The organism is Mycolicibacter terrae, from assembly GCF_010727125.1.
In the GTDB taxonomy this organism is placed as follows: domain Bacteria; phylum Actinomycetota; class Actinomycetes; order Mycobacteriales; family Mycobacteriaceae; genus Mycobacterium; species Mycobacterium terrae.
On record NZ_AP022564.1, the window covers coordinates 3,511,891 to 3,529,738 of the forward strand.

The 17,848-nt window shown below is 68.8% G+C and carries 18 protein-coding genes; 3 read left to right on the plus strand and 15 right to left on the minus strand.

Features of this window, described 5'->3' with window-relative positions:
* Nucleotides 1–5 precede the first annotated feature (5 nt).
* Complete coding sequence (locus G6N23_RS16640) at nt 6–1,160, plus strand: thiolase family protein (protein ID WP_085258928.1); 1,155 nt, start codon at nt 6–8, stop codon at nt 1,158–1,160.
* A 10-nt stretch (nt 1,161–1,170) separates the two neighbouring features.
* On the opposite strand, the gene G6N23_RS16645 is transcribed toward G6N23_RS16640, so the two are convergent.
* The 8 genes from G6N23_RS16645 to G6N23_RS16680 form a co-directional block, all read right to left on the minus strand.
* The gene (locus tag G6N23_RS16645) at nt 1,171–2,196 is read right to left on the minus strand and encodes a CaiB/BaiF CoA transferase family protein (RefSeq protein ID WP_085258927.1); all 1,026 of its coding nucleotides are present in this window, start codon (nt 2,194–2,196) and stop codon (nt 1,171–1,173) included.
* Nucleotides 2,197–3,150, minus strand: a complete 954-nt coding sequence (locus G6N23_RS16650) for an LLM class F420-dependent oxidoreductase (RefSeq protein WP_085258926.1) — start codon at nt 3,148–3,150, stop codon at nt 2,197–2,199.
* 2 nt (nt 3,151–3,152) lie between these two features.
* A complete protein-coding gene (locus G6N23_RS16655) occupies nt 3,153–3,554 on the minus strand; it encodes a cobalamin B12-binding domain-containing protein (RefSeq protein WP_029248941.1) in 402 nt (133 codons plus the stop codon).
* 29 nt (nt 3,555–3,583) lie between these two features.
* On the minus strand, nt 3,584–5,161 hold the full coding sequence (locus G6N23_RS16660; RefSeq protein WP_085258924.1) for a methylmalonyl-CoA mutase family protein: 1,578 nt from the start codon (nt 5,159–5,161) through the stop codon (nt 3,584–3,586).
* 70 nt (nt 5,162–5,231) lie between these two features.
* A complete protein-coding gene (locus G6N23_RS16665) occupies nt 5,232–6,086 on the minus strand; it encodes an MlaE family ABC transporter permease (RefSeq protein WP_085258923.1) in 855 nt (284 codons plus the stop codon).
* A gap of 3 nt (nt 6,087–6,089) precedes the next feature.
* The gene (locus G6N23_RS16670) at nt 6,090–6,896 is read right to left on the minus strand and encodes an MlaE family ABC transporter permease (RefSeq protein ID WP_085258922.1); all 807 of its coding nucleotides are present in this window, start codon (nt 6,894–6,896) and stop codon (nt 6,090–6,092) included.
* 123 nt (nt 6,897–7,019) lie between these two features.
* Nucleotides 7,020–7,838, minus strand: a complete 819-nt coding sequence (locus G6N23_RS16675) for an enoyl-CoA hydratase/isomerase family protein (RefSeq protein ID WP_085258921.1) — start codon at nt 7,836–7,838, stop codon at nt 7,020–7,022.
* A gap of 23 nt (nt 7,839–7,861) precedes the next feature.
* Complete coding sequence (locus G6N23_RS16680) at nt 7,862–8,947, minus strand: phosphotransferase family protein (protein WP_085258920.1); 1,086 nt, start codon at nt 8,945–8,947, stop codon at nt 7,862–7,864.
* Between the two features lie 117 nt (nt 8,948–9,064).
* Here G6N23_RS16680 and G6N23_RS16685 point away from each other — a divergent pair, with 117 nt between their 5' ends.
* Nucleotides 9,065–10,561 carry an acyl-CoA carboxylase subunit beta gene (locus tag G6N23_RS16685; protein ID WP_085258919.1) on the plus strand — a complete coding sequence of 499 codons (1,497 nt, stop codon included), beginning with the start codon at nt 9,065–9,067 and terminating at the stop codon, nt 10,559–10,561.
* A complete protein-coding gene (locus G6N23_RS16690; protein ID WP_085258918.1) occupies nt 10,561–10,950 on the plus strand; it encodes a lipocalin-like domain-containing protein in 390 nt (129 codons plus the stop codon). Before G6N23_RS16685 ends, G6N23_RS16690 begins: the two co-directional genes overlap by 1 nt.
* On the opposite strand, the gene G6N23_RS16695 is transcribed toward G6N23_RS16690, so the two are convergent.
* The 7 genes from G6N23_RS16695 to G6N23_RS16725 all read right to left on the minus strand — a co-directional run bounded on the left by G6N23_RS16695 (nt 10,937) and on the right by G6N23_RS16725 (nt 17,816).
* Nucleotides 10,937–11,905: an NADPH:quinone oxidoreductase family protein gene (locus G6N23_RS16695; protein ID WP_085258917.1), complete on the minus strand. Its 969-nt coding sequence runs from the start codon at nt 11,903–11,905 to the stop codon at nt 10,937–10,939. The two genes, G6N23_RS16690 and G6N23_RS16695, sit on opposite strands and share 14 nt — an antisense overlap.
* The gene (locus G6N23_RS16700) at nt 11,905–12,513 is read right to left on the minus strand and encodes a TetR/AcrR family transcriptional regulator (RefSeq protein WP_085258916.1); all 609 of its coding nucleotides are present in this window, start codon (nt 12,511–12,513) and stop codon (nt 11,905–11,907) included. The genes G6N23_RS16695 and G6N23_RS16700 overlap by 1 nt, the downstream gene beginning before the upstream one ends.
* The gene (locus tag G6N23_RS16705) at nt 12,510–13,820 is read right to left on the minus strand and encodes an acyl-CoA dehydrogenase family protein (protein ID WP_085258915.1); all 1,311 of its coding nucleotides are present in this window, start codon (nt 13,818–13,820) and stop codon (nt 12,510–12,512) included. The genes G6N23_RS16700 and G6N23_RS16705 overlap by 4 nt, the downstream gene beginning before the upstream one ends.
* A gap of 31 nt (nt 13,821–13,851) precedes the next feature.
* Nucleotides 13,852–14,610 (minus strand): SDR family NAD(P)-dependent oxidoreductase, encoded by a 759-nt coding sequence (locus G6N23_RS16710; RefSeq protein ID WP_085258914.1) that lies wholly within the window; start codon nt 14,608–14,610, stop codon nt 13,852–13,854.
* 1 nt (nt 14,611) lies between these two features.
* Nucleotides 14,612–15,667 (minus strand): phosphotransferase family protein, encoded by a 1,056-nt coding sequence (locus tag G6N23_RS16715; RefSeq protein ID WP_085258913.1) that lies wholly within the window; start codon nt 15,665–15,667, stop codon nt 14,612–14,614.
* Nucleotides 15,668–15,763: 96 nt separating this feature from the next.
* Nucleotides 15,764–16,951, minus strand: coding sequence for an NAD(P)/FAD-dependent oxidoreductase (locus tag G6N23_RS16720; RefSeq protein WP_372508917.1), 1,188 nt, complete (start codon nt 16,949–16,951; stop codon nt 15,764–15,766).
* 34 nt (nt 16,952–16,985) lie between these two features.
* The gene (locus G6N23_RS16725; RefSeq protein WP_234808451.1) at nt 16,986–17,816 is read right to left on the minus strand and encodes a mycofactocin-coupled SDR family oxidoreductase; all 831 of its coding nucleotides are present in this window, start codon (nt 17,814–17,816) and stop codon (nt 16,986–16,988) included.
* Nucleotides 17,817–17,848 lie beyond the last annotated feature (32 nt).

Here is a 17,848-nt window from a genome sequence, read left to right on the forward strand (position 1 = left end):
GGACAATGACCGTAGCGAACAATGATGTGGCGATCATCGGCGTCGGCCTGCACCCGTTCGGCCGGTTCGACAAGTCGGCGATGCAGATGGGCGCCGAGGCGATCCACACCGCCCTGGCCGATGCCGGCGTCGAGTGGCGCGACATCCAGTTCGGGGTCGGCGGCAGCTACGAGATCTCCAATCCTGACGCGGTGACGCGACTGGTGGGGCTCACCGGCATCCCGTTCACCAATGTGTTCAACGCCTGCGCGACTGCGGCGACCGCCACTCAGGTCTGTGCCGACAACATCCGCTCCGGCAAATACGACATCGGCATCGCAATCGGCATGGACAAACACCCGCGCGGGGCGTTCACCGACGATCCGGCCAAGCTGGCGCTGCCGGCCTGGTACGCCGAGAACGGGCAGTTCGTCACCACCAAGTTCTTCGGCATGAAGGCCAACCGCTACCTGCACGATCACGGCATCTCCCAGCAGACGCTGGCCAAGGTCGCCGCCAAGAACTTCCGCAACGGAGCCCTGAACCCGAATGCCTTCCGGCGCAAGCCGATGTCCGAGGACGCCATCCTCAATTCGACGGTGCTCAACTACCCGCTGACGCAGTACATGTTCTGCGCGCCGGATGAGGGCGCCGCCGCGATCGTCATGTGCCGCGGCGACATCGCCCACCGCTACACCGACAAGCCGGTGTATCTGAAGGCGACCGAGATCCGGACCCGCACCTACGGCGCCTACGAGGTGCACGGGACGTCGGCTCCGATCGAGGAGGACGTCGCGCCCACGGTGTATGCGGCGCGCGCCGCCTTCGAAATCGCCGGTGTGGCACCCGAAGACGTCGACGTGGTACAGCTGCAGGACACCGACGCCGGTGCCGAGGTGATCCACATGGCCGAGTGCGGCTTCTGCGCCGACGGCGACCAGGAGAAGCTGCTCGCCGACGGCGCAACCGAGATCTCCGGGTCGCTTCCGGTCAACACCGACGGCGGGCTGATCGCCAACGGCGAGCCGATCGGCGCCTCGGGGCTGCGCCAGTTGCATGAGCTGGTGCTGCAGTTGCGCGGACAGGCCGGTGAGCGTCAGGTGCCGGGCGAACCCAAGGTCGGTTTCGCCCAGGTCTACGGCGCGCCTGGGACGGCGTCGGCGAGCATCGTCACGGTGTGAGCCTTCGGCGTTAGCCCTCCAGCGTCGGCGGCGGTCGGTAGGCCGGTTCGTACCCTGCGACGCGAATCGGGCTGCCCACCAACCGGAAATCACCAGCCGTCACGATCGCGTGGGTGTACTCCTTCAGCGCTTCGGGAAGCGTGCGCACGGCGGCGGCCGGGATGCCCAGCGGCCGCAACCGCCGCTCCCAGCCGGCCGCAGTGTCGGCGGCCAGCGCGACGGTGACGACGGAGAGCACCTCCTCGCGGCGGGACACCCGCTCGGCCATGGTCGCGAAGCCGTCGATGCCCGCCTCCGCGGCGAAGGCCTTCCAGAACCCGTCATGGGTGACAAACAGCGCCAGATAACCCTCAGCTGTCGGAAACAGCTGAGCCGGAACGTAGTACGAGTGCGCGCCGTGCGGAAACCGTTGCGGTTCGATGCCGTCGTTGAGGTAGGCCGACGCCCGGTAGTTCAGTTGGGACAGCATCACATCCAGCAGTGATACCTCGACCTGGCCGCCGCGGCCACTGACGATCTGCGCGAGCAGGCCGAGCGCGGCCGCCAGCCCGGTGGAGTTGTCGGCCGAGGAGTACCCCGGCAGCGTCGGCGGGCCGGCCGGGTCGCCGGTCATCGCGGCGATTCCGGTGGCGGCCTGGATCACGTAGTCGAAGGCCGGTTCGTCGCCGCCGTCCAGCCCGAACCCGGTCAGCGCGACGCAGACGATGCGCGAATTGAAACGCGACAGTGCCGAGTAAGTGAGGCCGAGCTTGCGGATCACCGAGGGCTTCATATTCACCAGCAGCGCATGGGATTCGGCGACCAGCTCCCCCAGCCGGGCCTGCCCGGACTCCGAGGTCAGGTCCAGGCAGATGCTGCGCTTGTTGCGGTTGAGGCTGGCGAAGTAGCTGGGGCCGACCTCACGGGAGATCTCCCCGCCCGGCGGCTCGATCTTGATGACCTCGGCGCCGAGGTCGGCCAGCAGCATGGTCGCGTACGGACCGGCGAGCATCACTCCCACTTCGAGGATGCGGATTCCGGCAAGCGGTCCGCTCACCTAGACGGCCTTGGCTAGTTCGGCGATCACCTCGCGGGTGCGGTACTTCGATGCGACCAGTTCGTCGCGGTTCTCACCGATCGGCAGCAGCCGCACCGACAGGTCGGTCACCCCGGCATCGGCGAACTGCTTGAACCGCTTCAGGATTGACTCTTCATCACCGGCGGCGCACAAATCGCCGACATCACGGGCGGAACCGCGGTCGAGCAGGCGCTGGTAGTTGGGCGAGGTCTCGGCCTCGGCCAAGATCCGGTTGGCACGCTCCTTGGCGGCCTCGATCTCGGAGTTGGCGCACAGCGTGACCGGGATACCGGCGACGATGCGCGGTGCGGGCTTGCCCGCTTGCGCGGCGGCCTTGTTGATCTTCGGCGCGATGTGCTCGGCGATCGCCTTCTCGTCGGCCATCCACAGCGACGTGCCGTCGGCGTGTTCGCCGGCGATCTGCAGCATCACCGGCCCCAGCGCGGCCACCAGAACCGGCATCGGCGAGACCGCCCCGAGCGCGGTCGGGTTGTGCACGGTGAAGTTGTCGTTCTCGACGTCCACCGGTCCCGGGCCGGCCAGCGCGGCGTTGAGCACCTGCAGGTAGTCGCGGGTGTAGGCGGCAGGCTTGTCGTAAGGCAGGCCGAGCATGTCCCGGATGATCCAGTGGTGTGACGGCCCGACACCCAGCGCCAGGCGACCAGCCGAAATGGCATGTACCGAAAGCGCCTGGCGGGCAAGCGCAATCGGGTGCTGGGCCTGCAGTGGCACCACGGCGGTGCCCAGCTCGATCCGGCTGCTGTGCGAGGCCATCAGCGCCACCATGCTCAGCAGGTCGAAATCGTCGGGCACCTGCGGCATCCACGCGGTGGCCAGGCCCGCCGAGTCGGCCCATTCGATGTCGGCGATCAGTTTGGCGACCTTGCGCGCCATGTCGCCGCGCTCGGCCCCGATCATCACCCCAAGTCGCATGATCAGTTCGCCTCCGCCTGACCGATGACCTGCCGGACCCCGGTGACCAGATCGTCCAACGAGGTCCCGGTGGGAAACACCGCCGCCGCGCCGAGCGACAACAGCTTGGCGACGTCGGACTGCGGGATGGTCCCGCCGACCACCACCGCGATGTCTCCGCCATCCGCGGCGCGCAGCGCCTCGACGATACGGGCGGTCAGCGCGACGTGGGCGCCGGACAGAATGCTCAGCCCGACCACCGCGACGTCCTCCTGCAGGGCGGTGGCGACGATGTCCTCGACCCGTTGGCGGATACCGGTGTAGATGACCTCGAAGCCGGCGTCACGCAGGGTCCGCGCGACGATCTTGGCGCCGCGGTCGTGGCCGTCCAGGCCGGGCTTGGCGACCAGCACCCGGGCCGGCAGCGGCGAAGAAGAGGCGAGCGGAGAAGTCATCAGTACACCACCGGTTGCTGGAACTCGCCCCAGACCGACTTGAGCGCCGAGACCATCTCGCCCACCGTGCAGTAGGCATTGGCGCAGTCGATCAGGGAATGCATCAGGTTGTCCTCGCCCTGCGCGGCGCGCGACAGCGCGGCCAGCTTGGCGGCGACGTCGCCGGCGTTGCGCTCGGCCTTGACCCGAGCCAGCCGCTTGAGCTGAACGTCGCGGCCCTCGGCATCGAGTTCGTAGGTGACGATCTCCGGTGGCGGCTCGTCGGACGTGAACTTGTTGACGCCGACGACCGGTCGTTCCCCGGACTCGATCTCGTGATGGATCTTGAACGCCTCGTCGGCGATCAGGCCCTGCAGGTAACCGTCCTCGATGGCGCGGACCATGCCGCCGTGGCGCTCCAGGTCGTCCATGATCTCGATGATGCGTTCCTCGGTGGCGTCGGTGAGCGCCTCGACGAAGTAGGAACCGCCGAGCGGATCGGCGACGCGGGTCACCCCGGTCTCATAGGCCAGGATCTGCTGGGTGCGCAGCGCCAGCGTCGCGGACTCCTCGCTGGGCAGCGCGAACGGCTCGTCCCAGGCGGCGGTGAACATCGACTGGACCCCGCCCAGCACCGCCGCCATCGACTCGTACGCCACCCGCACCAGGTTGTTCTGGGCCTGCGGGGCGAACAACGATGCCCCGCCGGCCACGCAGCCGAACCGGAACATCGACGCCTTGTCGGCCTCGGCGCCGTAGCGCTCGCGGACGATCGTGGCCCAGCGGCGCCGCCCGGCACGGTACTTGGCGACCTCCTCGAAGAAGTCGCCGTGGGTGTAGAAGAAGAACGAGACCTGCGGGGCGAACTGGTCGATGGTCATCCGCCCGCGCTCCACCACGGTGTCGCAGTAGGTGACACCGTCGGCGAGGGTGAACGCCATCTCCTGTACGGCGTTGGCGCCGGCGTCGCGGAAGTGCGCGCCGGCCACCGATATCGCGTTGAACCGTGGTACCTCGGCGGCGCAGAACTCGATGGTGTCGGCGATCAGCCGCAGCGACGGTTCGGGCGGCCAGATCCAGGTGCCGCGGGAGGCGTACTCCTTGAGGATGTCGTTCTGAATGGTGCCGGTGAGCTTGGCCCGCGGCACCCCGGAACGCTCGGCGGCCGCCACATAGAACGCCAACAGGATGGCGGCGGTGCCGTTGATGGTGAAGCTGGTGCTGATCTTGTCCAGCGGGATGGAGTCGAACAGGATCTCGGCGTCGGCGAGGGTGTCCACCGCCACCCCGACGCGGCCGACCTCCTCACCGACCTCGGGATCGTCGGAGTCGTAGCCGCACTGGGTGGGCAGGTCCAGCGCGACCGACAGTCCGGTGCCGCCCTGCTCCAGCAGGTACCGGTAGCGCCGGTTGGACTCCTCGGCGGTGCCGAATCCGGAGTATTGCCGGAAGGTCCAGAGCCGTCCGCGGTAACCAGAGGCGAAGTTGCCCCGGGTGAACGGGTAGGTCCCCGGCGGGGCGGGTTCGCCGCGTCGGTCTTCCGGCCCGTACACCGGTTTCAGCGGTATTCCCGAAGAGGTCTGCACTGGGTCATTCATCGATGGATACGGTACTTCCAAAAAATGAGAATGCCAATACCACTTAGGTCACATGCCCTCGTCGCAGCGGCTATCCGGCCAGGTTGAAGTTGCCGCTGGCGCCGTAGACCGACAGTGAGACCAGCAACGTCACCGAGACGACGACGACCAGCGACGTGCGCACCGCATTGCCCACCGCGACCCCGACCCCGGCGGGGCCGCCCGCCGCGAAATAGCCGAAATAGGTGTGGATCAACAGGATGGTGACCGCCATCAAAAAGGCTTGCAGGAACGACCACAGCAGATCGATGGGGTTCAGGAAGGTCCGGAAATAATGGTCGTACAGGCCGGCCGACTGCCCGAACAGAAAGACCGTGGTGAACCGGCTGGCTATGAACGACAGGATCACCGCGATGGAGTACAGCGGGGTGATGGCGACCAGCCCGGCGACGATTCGGGTGCTGACCAGATAGGCGATCGGCCGGATCGCCATCGACTCCAGCGCGTCGATCTCCTCGTTGATGCGCATCGCGCCCAACTGCGCCGTCACCCCGGCGCCGAAGGTGGCCGCCAAGCCGATACCGGCGACCACCGGGGCCGAGATGCGGACGTTGATGAACGCCGCGAGGAACCCGGTCAGCGCCTCGATGCCGATGTTGCCCAGGGAGCTGTAGCCCTGTACCGCCAGGGTTCCGCCGGCCGCCAGGGTCAGAAACCCGACGATCACCACGGTGCCGCCGATCATCGCCAGGGTCCCGGTGCCCATGCTGATCTCGGCGATCAGCCGGATGACCTCCCGGCGGTAATGGGTGAACGCAAACGGCGCGGTGGCGATCGCCCTGCCGTAGAACAGCGTGTGGTCACCGAGCCGGCCCAGCGCGGCGATGGGCCGCCGGACCTGCCGGGTCACGCCCGGATAGACCGCCTGCAGAGCCCGCAGTGCCACGGCTCAGCGCGCCGTCATCTTGATGCCGATCGCGGTGACGACCACGTTGACGACGAACAACGACATGAACGCATACACCACGGTCTCGTTCACCGCGTTGCCGACGGCCTTGGCGCCGCCGCCGGAGATGGTCAGGCCGCGGTAGCAGGCGACCATGCCGGCGATCAGACCGAACAGCGCCGCCTTGATGCAGGAGATGATCAGCTCGGGCACCCCGGTCAACAGCGTGATGCCCGCCGCGAACGCGCCGGGGTTGACGTCCTGGACGAAGACCGAGAACACGTAGCCGCCGAGAATCCCGATGATCACGACCAGGCTGTTGAGCAGCAACGCCACCAGCCCGGCCGCCAGCATGCGCGGCGTCACCAGCCGCTGCACCGGGTTGATGCCCAACACCTCCATGGCGTCGATCTCTTCGCGGATGGTGCGGGAACCCAGGTCGGCGCACATCGCGGTGGCACCGGCGCCGGCGACGATCAACACCGTCACCATCGGCCCGACCTGGGTGACGGCGCCGAACGCCGCACCGGCACCGGACAGGTCCGCGGCACCGAGCTCGCGCAGCAGGATGTTCAGAATGAAGCTGACCAGGACCGTGAACGGAATCGCCACCAGCAGCGTGGGCGCCAGCGAGACGCGGGCGACGAACCAGGACTGTTCGAGGAACTCACGGGCCTGAAAGGGTCGGCGGAACAGGAATCTCACCGCGTCCACCGACATCGCGAAGAGCCCGCCGACCGCCTGCATCGGTTCCGACAACCGCCCGATCGCCGACTGCGGGGACCACGGAAGCAGGTCCTTCATCCCCATAGCGGCAGGCTCCTCAGAACACTCGCGATACGACCCGAGTGGATAGTAGCCGATTCGTGGTTAGTGCGATAGCACGTTCTGTTTTTGATGCACACCCATTCTCATTTAGAGCAAATGTCTCATCTATAGTCGTCCCTCGACCCGCAACGCGGGGTGCACCCACCCCGGTGACCTGCGCTCTTTGAAGGCCCGGAAGCCTTCGACGGCCTCCGGCGCACCCAGGCTGGTGCTCATCCCGATCCGGTCGAACAGCCCGAGGTAGGCGTCCAGACTCGACTTGACCACCGCACGCGCGGCCGGCGCCGTCCGGCAGCACTGGGCCAGGACGTCGCGGGCGGCCGCGGGTAGTTCGTCGTGCGGGACCACACGTGCCACCATCCCCCATTCGAGTGCTTCCTGCGCCCCGAATGTGCGGCCGGTGAACATCAGGTCCCGGGTGCGGACCGGTCCGATCACCCGCGCCAGCACCTGGCTGTAGTAGGTGTCGGCGATGCCGCGGAACAGCTCGGGCACCCGAAACGTCGCCCGGTCGCTGACCACGGCGACGTCGCTGCACAAGGCGATCTGCAGCCCGCCGCCCTGACACAGTCCGTTGACCGCCGAGACGATCGGCTTGACCGAGCTGCGCAACGCGTCGAACGGGGTGACGTCCATGCCGAGGGCGGACCCGAAGGTGATCCAGTTGTCCGCCCCGCCGCCGCCCATGTCGCCGCCCGGGGCGAACACGTCGCCGGTACCGGTGATCAACAACCCGGCCAGGTCCGGGTCCGCGTTGACCAGGCCCACCGCGTAGCGAATGCCGAAGTACATCGCGGGGGTCATCGCGTTGCGGGCTTCGGGCCGGTTCAGGGTGCACACCGCCAGCGGCCCCTCCCGCCGAAACTCGAGGTAGGGGGTTCCGAGCCAGTCGCCCTCGGGCGGCCGCGGTGATTGAGCACCCATCAGAGCAGACCTCTCTTTCGTGATCAGCCGGTCAGCTGTGCCACCAGCTCCAGCGTGCCCAGGTCCCTGATCGCCTGACAGGCGCGCCGCAGCATGATGACGAACATGTCGTCACCACGGTCGGTGCCCGTCGCGAAGACCAGCCCGAGCGCGCAGATCAGCGGAGCCTGCAGCACACCGAACCGGTAGTCCTGCCAACAGGTTTCCCAGTCGTAAGCACTCACCCCGTAGCCCAGCAGCGCGGCGTGATACGCCGCGACCAGATCTGCTTCGATCGCCGAGCGCAGTTCGGGCGCCAAGCTGGTGGCGGTGAAGTAGGCCAGGTCCCGGGCCGGCAGGCCGACGCCCAGGGTCTGCCAGTCGACCACCCAGACCTGTTCCCCATCCGGACTGAACAGCATGTTGTCCAGCCGATAATCTCCGTGGATCAGCGCGAACCGGCCCAGTGGTGCTGACACCCAGGGCGTGATCAGACCCAGTGCGGCCGTCAACGTCTCACAGTCGGCCACACCGAGTTGCGCACCGAGCCTCTCGACGGTGGTGGCGGCGCACATCCGGGCGATGTCGCCCATGCCTTTGGCGCCGGCCTCGTCCAACTGGGTCATCGCCAGGCCGGGGAAGGTCAGCCACTGCTCGTCGCACCAGGTGGGCGCGTGCAGCCCGGCCAGCGCGGTCACCGCCAACCGGGCCTGCCGCTCGTCGCAACCCGCGATCTGATCGCCCTGTACCGCGGGTGCCCGGTCGGCGAGCAGCAACGCGTACTCGGTTGCGTCCGCGTTGATTTCGCAGTGGAAGCACTCCGGTATCGGTATCCGCACGCGATCGGCGACGTCTTGGTAGAAGGCGCACTCACTGCGGTAGCCCAGCACGACCCGGTCGCGGACCGCATCGTCGCCGGCCGGGAGTTTGATCACGAAGCTGCCCGGCAGGCCGTCCGGATCGCCGGCGTAGGTCGCCGACACCCGGTAGGTGGCTCCGGTCTGGCCGGTGCCGACCGGCACGACGTCGACCGAGGCCACCTCGACCGGTTCGCCCCGGGCGCTCAATACACCGGAGAGCCACCGGCTGGTCACCTGCTGCGGGTGCCGCGGTATCGGGTTTGAGGTCATCGCGCCTCCGGCGCAACAGAACTCATAGCCAGGGACCGTCCGGGGCAGCCACTTCCAGCCATGCCGGGTGACGCTACAGTAAGAATTTCAGTATGGTCAACGAATGAGGATCGGCAGATGACGAACGCCCAGGACTGGCAGGAGACGCTGGACGATCTCGACCGGCGGCGCCGGCACACCCAGGCGATGGGCGGCGCCGAGCGGGTGGCCAAGCATCGCGGGAAGGGCAAGCTCGACGCGCGCGCCCGCATCGAGCACCTGATCGACCGCGGAACGTTCCGCGAGTTGGGCACCATGGTCGGCGGGGAGATCGCCGCGGACGGCATCGTGGTCGGCTCGGCGGAGATCAACGGCTCGCCGGTGATGGTGGGTGCGGAGGATTTCACCACGCTGGCGGGCAGCATCGGTCCCGGCGGCAACGCCAAGCGCTACCGTATCGCCGAGCTGGCGCTGCGCGACAAGATCCCGTTGGTGATGCTGCTCGAAGGCGCCGGATTCCGCCCCACCGGTGAGCATTACGGGCGCACCCCGACCGACCTGCTGGCCCAGGCGCAATGCTCGGGCAAGGTGCCGACCGTGGCCGCGGTGCTGGGCCCATCGGCCGGGCACGGCGCCCTGGTGGGCCCGGTCTGTGACTTCCGGATCATGAGCCCGCACGGCGCGATCTTCACCGCCGGGCCTCCGGTGGTCAAAGAGTCCACCGGCGAGGAGATCTCGAAGGAGGACCTGGGCGGTCCCGAGGTCGCCCTGAGAAGCGGGGTGATCCACAACGTCGCCGCCGACGACGCGGCGGTGCTCGACGACATCCGCCGGTATCTGTCCTACTTCCCGCCCAGCGCCTGGTCCTACCCGCCGGCGCTGCCCGCCGACCCGGCCGCGGAGTCCCGCCCGACGCCGGAGCTGCTCGACATCGTCTCGCGCGACAACCGTCGCATCTACGACATGCGCTCGGTACTCGACGTCATCTTCGACCGGCCCGACTGGTTCGAGGTGCAGCCGCGGTTCGGGCCCGCGATCATCTGCGCGCTGGCCCATCTGGGCGGCCACCCGGTGGCGGTGGTGGCCAACCAGCCGCAGGTGCTGGCCGGCTCGATCGACGCCGATGCCGCGGACAAGGCCGCCCACTTCATCATGGTGGCCGACTCGTTCCATCTGCCGATCGTGTTCCTGGCCGACAATCCGGGCATGCTGCCGGGCAGCCGTTCCGAGCGCAGCGGTGTACTGCGGGCCGGGGCGCGGATGTTCGCCGCCCAGACCGCGGCCACCACCCTGAAGCTGCATCTGACCCTGCGCAAGGCCTACGGCTTCGGTTCCATGGTGATGTCGTTGCTCGGGTTCGACTCCCAGGTCGCGACGTTCGCCTATCCGGGGGCGACGATGGGGGCGATGAGTGCGGCGGCACTCAGTGCCGCCTCGCACGCCGGTGAGGATCTGGCGGCCAAGCTGCGCGACACCGAGTTGCAGGCGTCCTATCACTCCGCCAAGCAGCTCGGCTTCGATGAACTCATCGACCCGCGCGAAACCCGCGACGCGCTGCTGAGCGCCCTGCGACGGGGGCTGGGCAGCCGGCAGGCGGTCGCCGAGCCGGTGACCCGAACCGTCATCATGCCCTGATGGGCGCCCTGCGCGATGCGCTTCTCGGCGGCTGGGAGCTGTTGTCGATGGAATCCCGCGACATCGCTACGGGGGCGGTGTCGCACCCCATGGGATCGGCGCCGCGCGGCCTGATCCTCTACACCGCCGACGGCTACATGTCCGCGCAACTCGTTTCGGGCGACGATGCGGCGCTGCGCCAGTACATCGCCTACGGTGGCCGCTTCCGCGTCGACGAGGACACCGCAACGGTGCACCATCTGGTGAGTGTGTCGATGCTGCCGGAACTGCTGGCGAGCCCGCAGCTGCGCCATGCCGAGGTGGACGGCGCCCAACTGACTTTGTCGGCCACTACCACGAATGACGGTGTGACGAGCCACAACGCCCTGGTCTGGGTCAGACGTCGATGATGACCTTGCCGACGGCCTTGCGGTCGGCGACGTAGCGCAGCGCCGCCGTGGTGTCGGCGAGGGGGAAGCGGGCGCCGATGTAGGGGCTGACCCTGCCCTGGGCGAACAGCCGCTGCAGTTCGGCGAGATCACGCTCGTTCTCGGCCGGATGATCGGTGGCGAACGTCCGGATCTCCATGCCCTGCACGGTGATGCCCTTGAGCATCACCAGGTTCAGCGGGATGGCCGGGATGGACCCGGCGGCATACCCCAGCGTGACGAAGCGCCCGCCGCGGGCCAGGCTGCGCAGCGCCGGTTCGGCGTAGCGCCCGCCGACCGGGTCGAGCACCGCGCGGGCGCCGTCCCGGGTGATCTCGCGGATCCGCTGCTTGAGGTCCTCCCGGTCGTAGTCGACCACGGCTTGCGCGCCGCGCTGCGTGCACACGGCGAGCTTCTCCGGGCTGGACGCCGCGGCCAGCACCCGCGCGCCCAGCGCCACTCCCAGATCGACCGCCGCCAGCCCGACCCCACCGGCCGCCCCGAGTACCACCACCCAATCCCCTTGCCCCACTTGGGCGATCGAGCGCAGCGCGTGATAAGCGGTGCGATAGGTGACCCCGAACCCCGCCGCGGCGGCGTAGTCGATACCGTCGGGTATCGCGGTCACCGCGGCGGCGGGCAACAGCGCCTGCTCGGCGAATCCGCCCACGAACGAGGTGCCGACCACCCGGTCACCGGCCGCGAACGGCACCCCCTCACCGGCCGCGATCACATCGCCGGCCAGTTCGCTGCCGGGCGTGAACGGGGTCGGGATCTTGAGCTGGTATTTGCCGTCGATCATCAGCACGTCGGGGAAGTTGACCGCCGCGGCCCGCACCCGCACCACCATCGTGCCGGGCCCGGGTGTGGGGTCGGGAAGCTCTTGGAGCACCAGGCTTTCCGGCGGTCCGTAGGTTTGGCATACGATCGCGCGCATCAGACTCCCAGTCCCCGTAGGCAGAACGCCACCAGATGGTCGACATCGGCCCGCTTGGGCTGGGCGGTACCACCCAGGTAGCGCCGCACGGTGGCCAGTGTGCAGGCGAAAACGGTGTCGGTGTCCCGGCGCGGGTCGGGGCCTCCCAGCGCCGCCACCGGGTCGGTGAGCAGATCGCGCAGCGGGCGGAGGATCTCTGGGAAGGCCCCGTCGGAGACCCCGGCGGCCGTCAGCTGGGTGCTGGCCGCGCGGCTCATGCTCAACAGGTGCGGGTCGGACACCTGCGCGACGGTACCTCGTATCCACCGCTCAACCCGGCGGGCGGGGGTGGCCTCCTTGGCCAGCTGGTGCTGCAGATACGAGACGACGATCGCGACGCCGCGCTCCATCACCGCCTGGAAGAGCTCGTCCTTGCCGGTGAAGTAGCGGTAGAACGCCTTGTTCGACGATCCGGCCTCGGCGACGATGTCGGAGACCCGCGGCTCGTCGGGCGCCACCCGCTCCAACACCGTCACGGCGGCCGCCAGGATGCGCTCCACTTCGGCGGTGGCCTGCTGCTGGCGCAGGTCGAGTGCCCGGTGGACGGCGGCATCGACGCGGGTGGTCACGTCGCTGTCCGGGGCAGCGCGGGGATCCGGTCGACCAGATCGCCGTACTTGGCGCGGGCGGCCTCGATCCGGTTGTCCAGGAATTCGCTGGGCCACTCCGGGTCCTCGGCCTCATAGTCTTTGAGCAGCAGCCGGGCCAGGTTCACCTTGTGCGCCTCGGTGGGCCCGTCGGCCAGCCCGAGCGCCACCCCGCCCAGCAGCACGTTCGTCAGCGGCAGCTGCTCGGTCAGGCCCATCGCGCCGTGAACCTGAATGGCGCGCAACCCGATCGACTTGAGTACCTGCGACGCCAGGATCTTGCACACCCCGATCTCGGCGCGAGCCGCGTGCTCGCCCGCGGTGTCGATCAGCCAGGCGGCGTGCAGCACCGTCAACCGGAACGGGATCAGCTCGGCGTAGGAGTCGGCAATGAACGCCTGCACCAGCTGCTTGTCGGCCAGTGAACTTCCCTGGGTGAAACGGCTTTTCGCGCGGCGGGCCATCATGTCGATGGCGCGCTGCGCCACCCCGATCGAACGCATGGCATGGTGCAGCCGCCCGCCGGCCAGCCGATTCTGCAGGATCAGGAAGCCCTGTCCCGGCTCCCCGAGAATGGCGTCGGCAGGTACCCGCACATCGTCGTAGCGCACCAGCGAATGTCCGGCCTCGTGGGGATGCGAACCGACCAGGTGGTGGGTGGCTTCAATGACCAGACCCGGTGTGCCGGCCGGGATCAGGAAGGTCGACGCGCCCCGGTGCACCGGCACGTCCGGGTCGGTGATGGCCACCACGATGAAGAACGACGCCACCGAAGCGTTGGAGGAGAAGTATTTTCGCCCGGTGATCACCCACTGGTCACCGTCGCGGACCGCTCGGGTGGTGAACACCCGCGGGTCGGCACCGCCCTGCGGTTCGGTCATCGAGAAGCAGGAGAAGATCTCCCCGGACAGCAGCCCGGCCAGATACTTCTCCTTCTGGTCGACGGTGCCGAAGCGGGCCAGGATTTCGGCGTTGCCGGTGTCGGGGGCCTGGGTGCCGAACACGATCGGCGCCCAGCTGGACCGGCCCAGGATCTCGTTGATCAGGGTCAGCTTGACCGCACCGAAGCCCTGCCCGCCGAGCTCGGGTCCCAGATGCGGGGCCCACAGCCCCTGCTCGCGCACCCGGTCCTTGAGGGGGTCGACGATCCGGCGCCGCTCGTCATCCAGCGGCAGGTATTCGCAGCCGGGGAACAGCACCTCCAGCGGTTCCACCTCGTCGCGGACGAAAGCCCGGATCCAGTCCAGTTTCGCCTCGAACTGTTCTTCGGTGGAGAAATCCCATGCCATCTGTAGCTCCTCTCGGCGATCGATCGGGTGATCAGGACGGGCCGCCGTCGACCCGCAGGATCGAGCCGGTCGTGTAGCTGGAGGCATCCGACATCAAAAACAGTGCCGCCCCGACGATCTCGCGTGGCTCCCCGGCGCGTCGCAGCGCGAAGTTCCCGAACGCATTCGCCACGTCGAAGTTCCATGCCTTGCTGATGTCGGTCAGGAACGGCCCGGGCATCAAGGTGTTCACCCGCACCGTCGGCCCGTACGCGTGGGCCAGCGCCTCGGTCATGACGTTGAGCCCGGCCTTGGACGCCGCGTAGGGGATGAACGACGGTTGCGGGCGCAGCGAGCCGTGGGTGCTGACGTTGATGATCGATCCCCGGCCGGCGGCCACCATCCGTTCACCGATCAGCGCCGACAGCCGGAAGGGTCCCTTGAGGTTGAGGCCGACCACCGCGTCGAACATCTTCTCGGTGACGTCGGTCTGCTTGTCATACACCGGCGACATGCCGGCATTGTTCACCAGCACGTCGACCCGGCCGAACCGCTGATAAGCGGCATCGACCAGCCCGTCGAGCTGATCCCAGCGCCCGACGTGCACGGCGTACGGCATTGCGGCGCGCCCGGTTTCGGCTTCGATCTGCGCGGCCGCGGCCTGGCAGGCGTCGAGTTTGCGGCTGGCGATCACCACGTCGGCGCCGCAGTGGGCGGCCGCCAGCGCCATCTCCCGGCCCAGGCCGCGGCTGCCGCCGGTGACCAGCACCACCCGGTCGGTCAGATCGAACAACTCGTCGGCATAGGTCATGTCAACTACTCCTCGCGGGCAGCGAGCGGGCCAGTTCGGCCGCGGTCGCAATCAGCTGCGGGATCATCGGGCCCATCGCGGCGGCGATCTTCGGGTCGACCCGGTCACCGGTGACCGACGCCGCATAGGTCTTCTCCAGCACGATCCCGAGCTTCCAGTTGGCCAGCACCAGGTAGTAGTCGATGTTCTCCGTCGACAGTCCGCTCACCTGCTCGTAGCGTTGCAGCAGCTCGGTGCGGGTCGGCATTCCGGCCAGGTCGGCGTAGTAGCCCTGGGTGCGCGGATTCTCCCCGTCATAGCCGAGCAGTGCCCAGGCCAGGTCCAGCAGCGGGTCGCCGATGGTGGTCATCTCCCAGTCGATGATCGCGACCAGTTTCGCCGGGGCGCCGTGCGCATACATCACATTGGCGAACTGGTAGTCGCCGTGCATGATGCCCGGTCGGTAGTGCTCGGGACGGTTGCGCCGCAGCCACTCCGACGCGTCGTCCAGGCCGGGGAGGTCGCGTACCCGGTAGCTGTCCAGGAACGCCAGCCAGCGGTCGACCTGGCGCTCGTGGAATCCGTCCGGGCGCCCGAACCCTTCGAGTCCGCGGGCACGCCAGTCCACCCGGCCCAGGCGGGCGGCGCCCTCGACCAACTCGAAGGCCAGGCCGCGGCGGGCGGTCAGGTCCGCGTCGAACGGGGCGGGCCAGGCGTTGCCGGTCGAGTTCCAGCCGTCCACCTCCGCCATCACGTAGAACGGCATGCCGAGCAGGTCGCCGTCGTCGTCGGCGGCGATCAGCTCCGCGTGCGGGACGTCGGTTCCGGCCAGCGCCCGTACCAGTCGGATCTCGCGGCGCAGCCCGTCGATGCGGGCGGCGTCCGCGCGGGCGCCCGGCATCCGCAGCACCATCGTGGCGTCGCCGCGGCGCAGCCGGTAGAGGGTGTTCTGTGAACCGCCGGTCAGCGGTTCCGGTACCGGCAGCTCGCCGTGGCCGGGCGAGCCGGGTGCGGCGTTGGCGTCGAGCCAGCGCCCCAGCGCCGCCGCGTCGAGCCGGGAATCCTGCGCACCACCCATGGCCTGCACCTCTCAGTCTCCGCATGGAGAATATCGTTCTCCGCGGAAGAGGAGGGGTTTTCGGTTCTTTTACCGCGCCGGCGAGGCGCTCCGGCGCTAGGAACCCAGGACCTCGGAGATCGGGGCGCCGGTGGCGATCTTGCCCCGCGCCCCCATCACTTTGCCGGGCCGGCCGGCGCCGACGACCCCGACCACCACGCCGTCGCGCTCGTAGTACGCCAGGAACTTGTGGCCGTCGTCTTCAACCAGATGCACGGTGTCGGTGGCCCGCGGCTCGCCCAGGCACTGGATTTTGAGGTCGTACTGATCGCTCCAGAAGTACGGCGGCACCGCCACGTCATGCAGCGACTCCCGGCCCAACATGGCCGGCACCATGACCCGCACCTGGGTGACGACATTGCTCCAGTGCTCCACCCGGGCCTCATGCCCGCCGCGGCCGCGCCAGAACGCCACATCGCCGACGGACCACACGTTCGGCGCGCTGGTGCGCCCGGTCAGATCGCAGAGCACGCCGTTATCCCGCCCGTACAAGTCGACGCCACAGCCGTCCAGCCACTCGGTGGCCGGCCGGGATCCCACGCCCAGCACCACCAGGTCGGCGGCCAGCTCGGCGCCGTCAGCGAGCACCACGGTCTCGACGTGGCCTTCGCCGCGGACCTCGGCCACCCCGATGCCGCTGCGGACGTCGACACCGTTGGCCCGGTGCAGCCGTGCGACCAGCTCGCCGATCTGCTCTCCGAGCACCGCGGCCAGCGGGGTGGGTTGCGGCTCCACCAGAACCACGTCCACGCCCAGCCTGCGCAGGCTGGCCGCCGCTTCGCAGCCGATGAAGCCGGCGCCGATCACCACCGCACGCCGAGCCGCGGCCGCGTCCCCGCGCAGCACCAGGCTGTCCTCGAACGAGCGGACCACCCGGATGCCGTTCAGGTCTCCGAGGCTGGGGAGACGCCGCGGCACCAGCCCGGTAGCGATGACGAGCTGGTCATAGGGCAGCACGGTGCCGTCGGCCAGCGTCACCGTCTGCGCTGCGGTGTCGACACCGCGGGCGCCGCAGCCCAGCCGCAGGTCGATGTCGCGCGAGGCGTAGAACTCCGGCGGTTCCAGCGTGGTGTCGTCGCGTTCGCCGCGCAGCACGTCTTTGGTCAGCGGCGGCCGGTCATAGGGCGGGCGGGTCTCGTCGGAGACGATGGTGATCGGCCCGGCGTACTCCTCGCGCCGCAGTTCCTCGGCGGTGCGCACGGCCGCGAGGCCGCCGCCCACGATGACGATCCCGTGTTCGGGCACGTCGATCCCCCCCGTTGTGGTCCCAGCAGAGCGCTCAGTATTTCAAAGCGCCCTTGTCAACCGGGATCTGCACACCGGTCAGGACCCCGGAGCCGTCACCGGCAAGCCAGACGACCACCTCGGCGACCTCTTCGGATGAGATGAAACCGTTGGGACGCAACGGCATCGGAGGGAAGGCGTGCAGGTAGTCGGGGTGCTCGCCGAAGATCTTGGCCATCACCTGCGGCTCGATCATCGGGGTGTCCACGGAGTAGGGGTGAATGGAGTTGACCCGGATCCCGTGCTCGCCGACCTCCAGCGCCAGGGTGTTGGTCAACGCCACCAGGCCGTACTTGGAGGCCGCGTAGTGGCCGTTGCCGGGGGTGGCCTTGACCCCGGCCGAGGAACTGACGATCACGATCGAACCGCCGTTGCCGGCCTCGATCATCGCCGGCACCGCCGCCCGGATGGTGCGCCAGGTACCGGACAGGTTGACGTCGATGACGGTGTTCCACTGTTCGTCGGTGAGCTCCCAGAGCCGGCCCCAGCTCAGCACTCCGGCGTTGGCCACCACGACGTCGAGGCGGCCGAACTGCTCCACCCCGTCGGAGACCAGGGCGCGCAGCGCTGCGTCGTCGCGGACGTCGAGCGGGCGGGCCAGCACCTTGCGGCCGTGTGCCTCGACCCCGGCCACCGTCTCGGCCAGATCGTCGGGCGTGGCCGCCGGGTAGGTGATGCAGTCCGAGGCCGGTGCGCAGATGTCGCCGGCGATGATGTCGGCGCCGGCGGCCGCCAGCCGGATTGCGTGTGCCCGCCCCTGGCCGCGCGCCGCGCCGGTGACCAATGCCACCTTGCCCTGCAGGCCGTGCTTCTGGTTCTCGCTCACGCGACGAGGCTAGCAGCTGAAACTGGAACGTG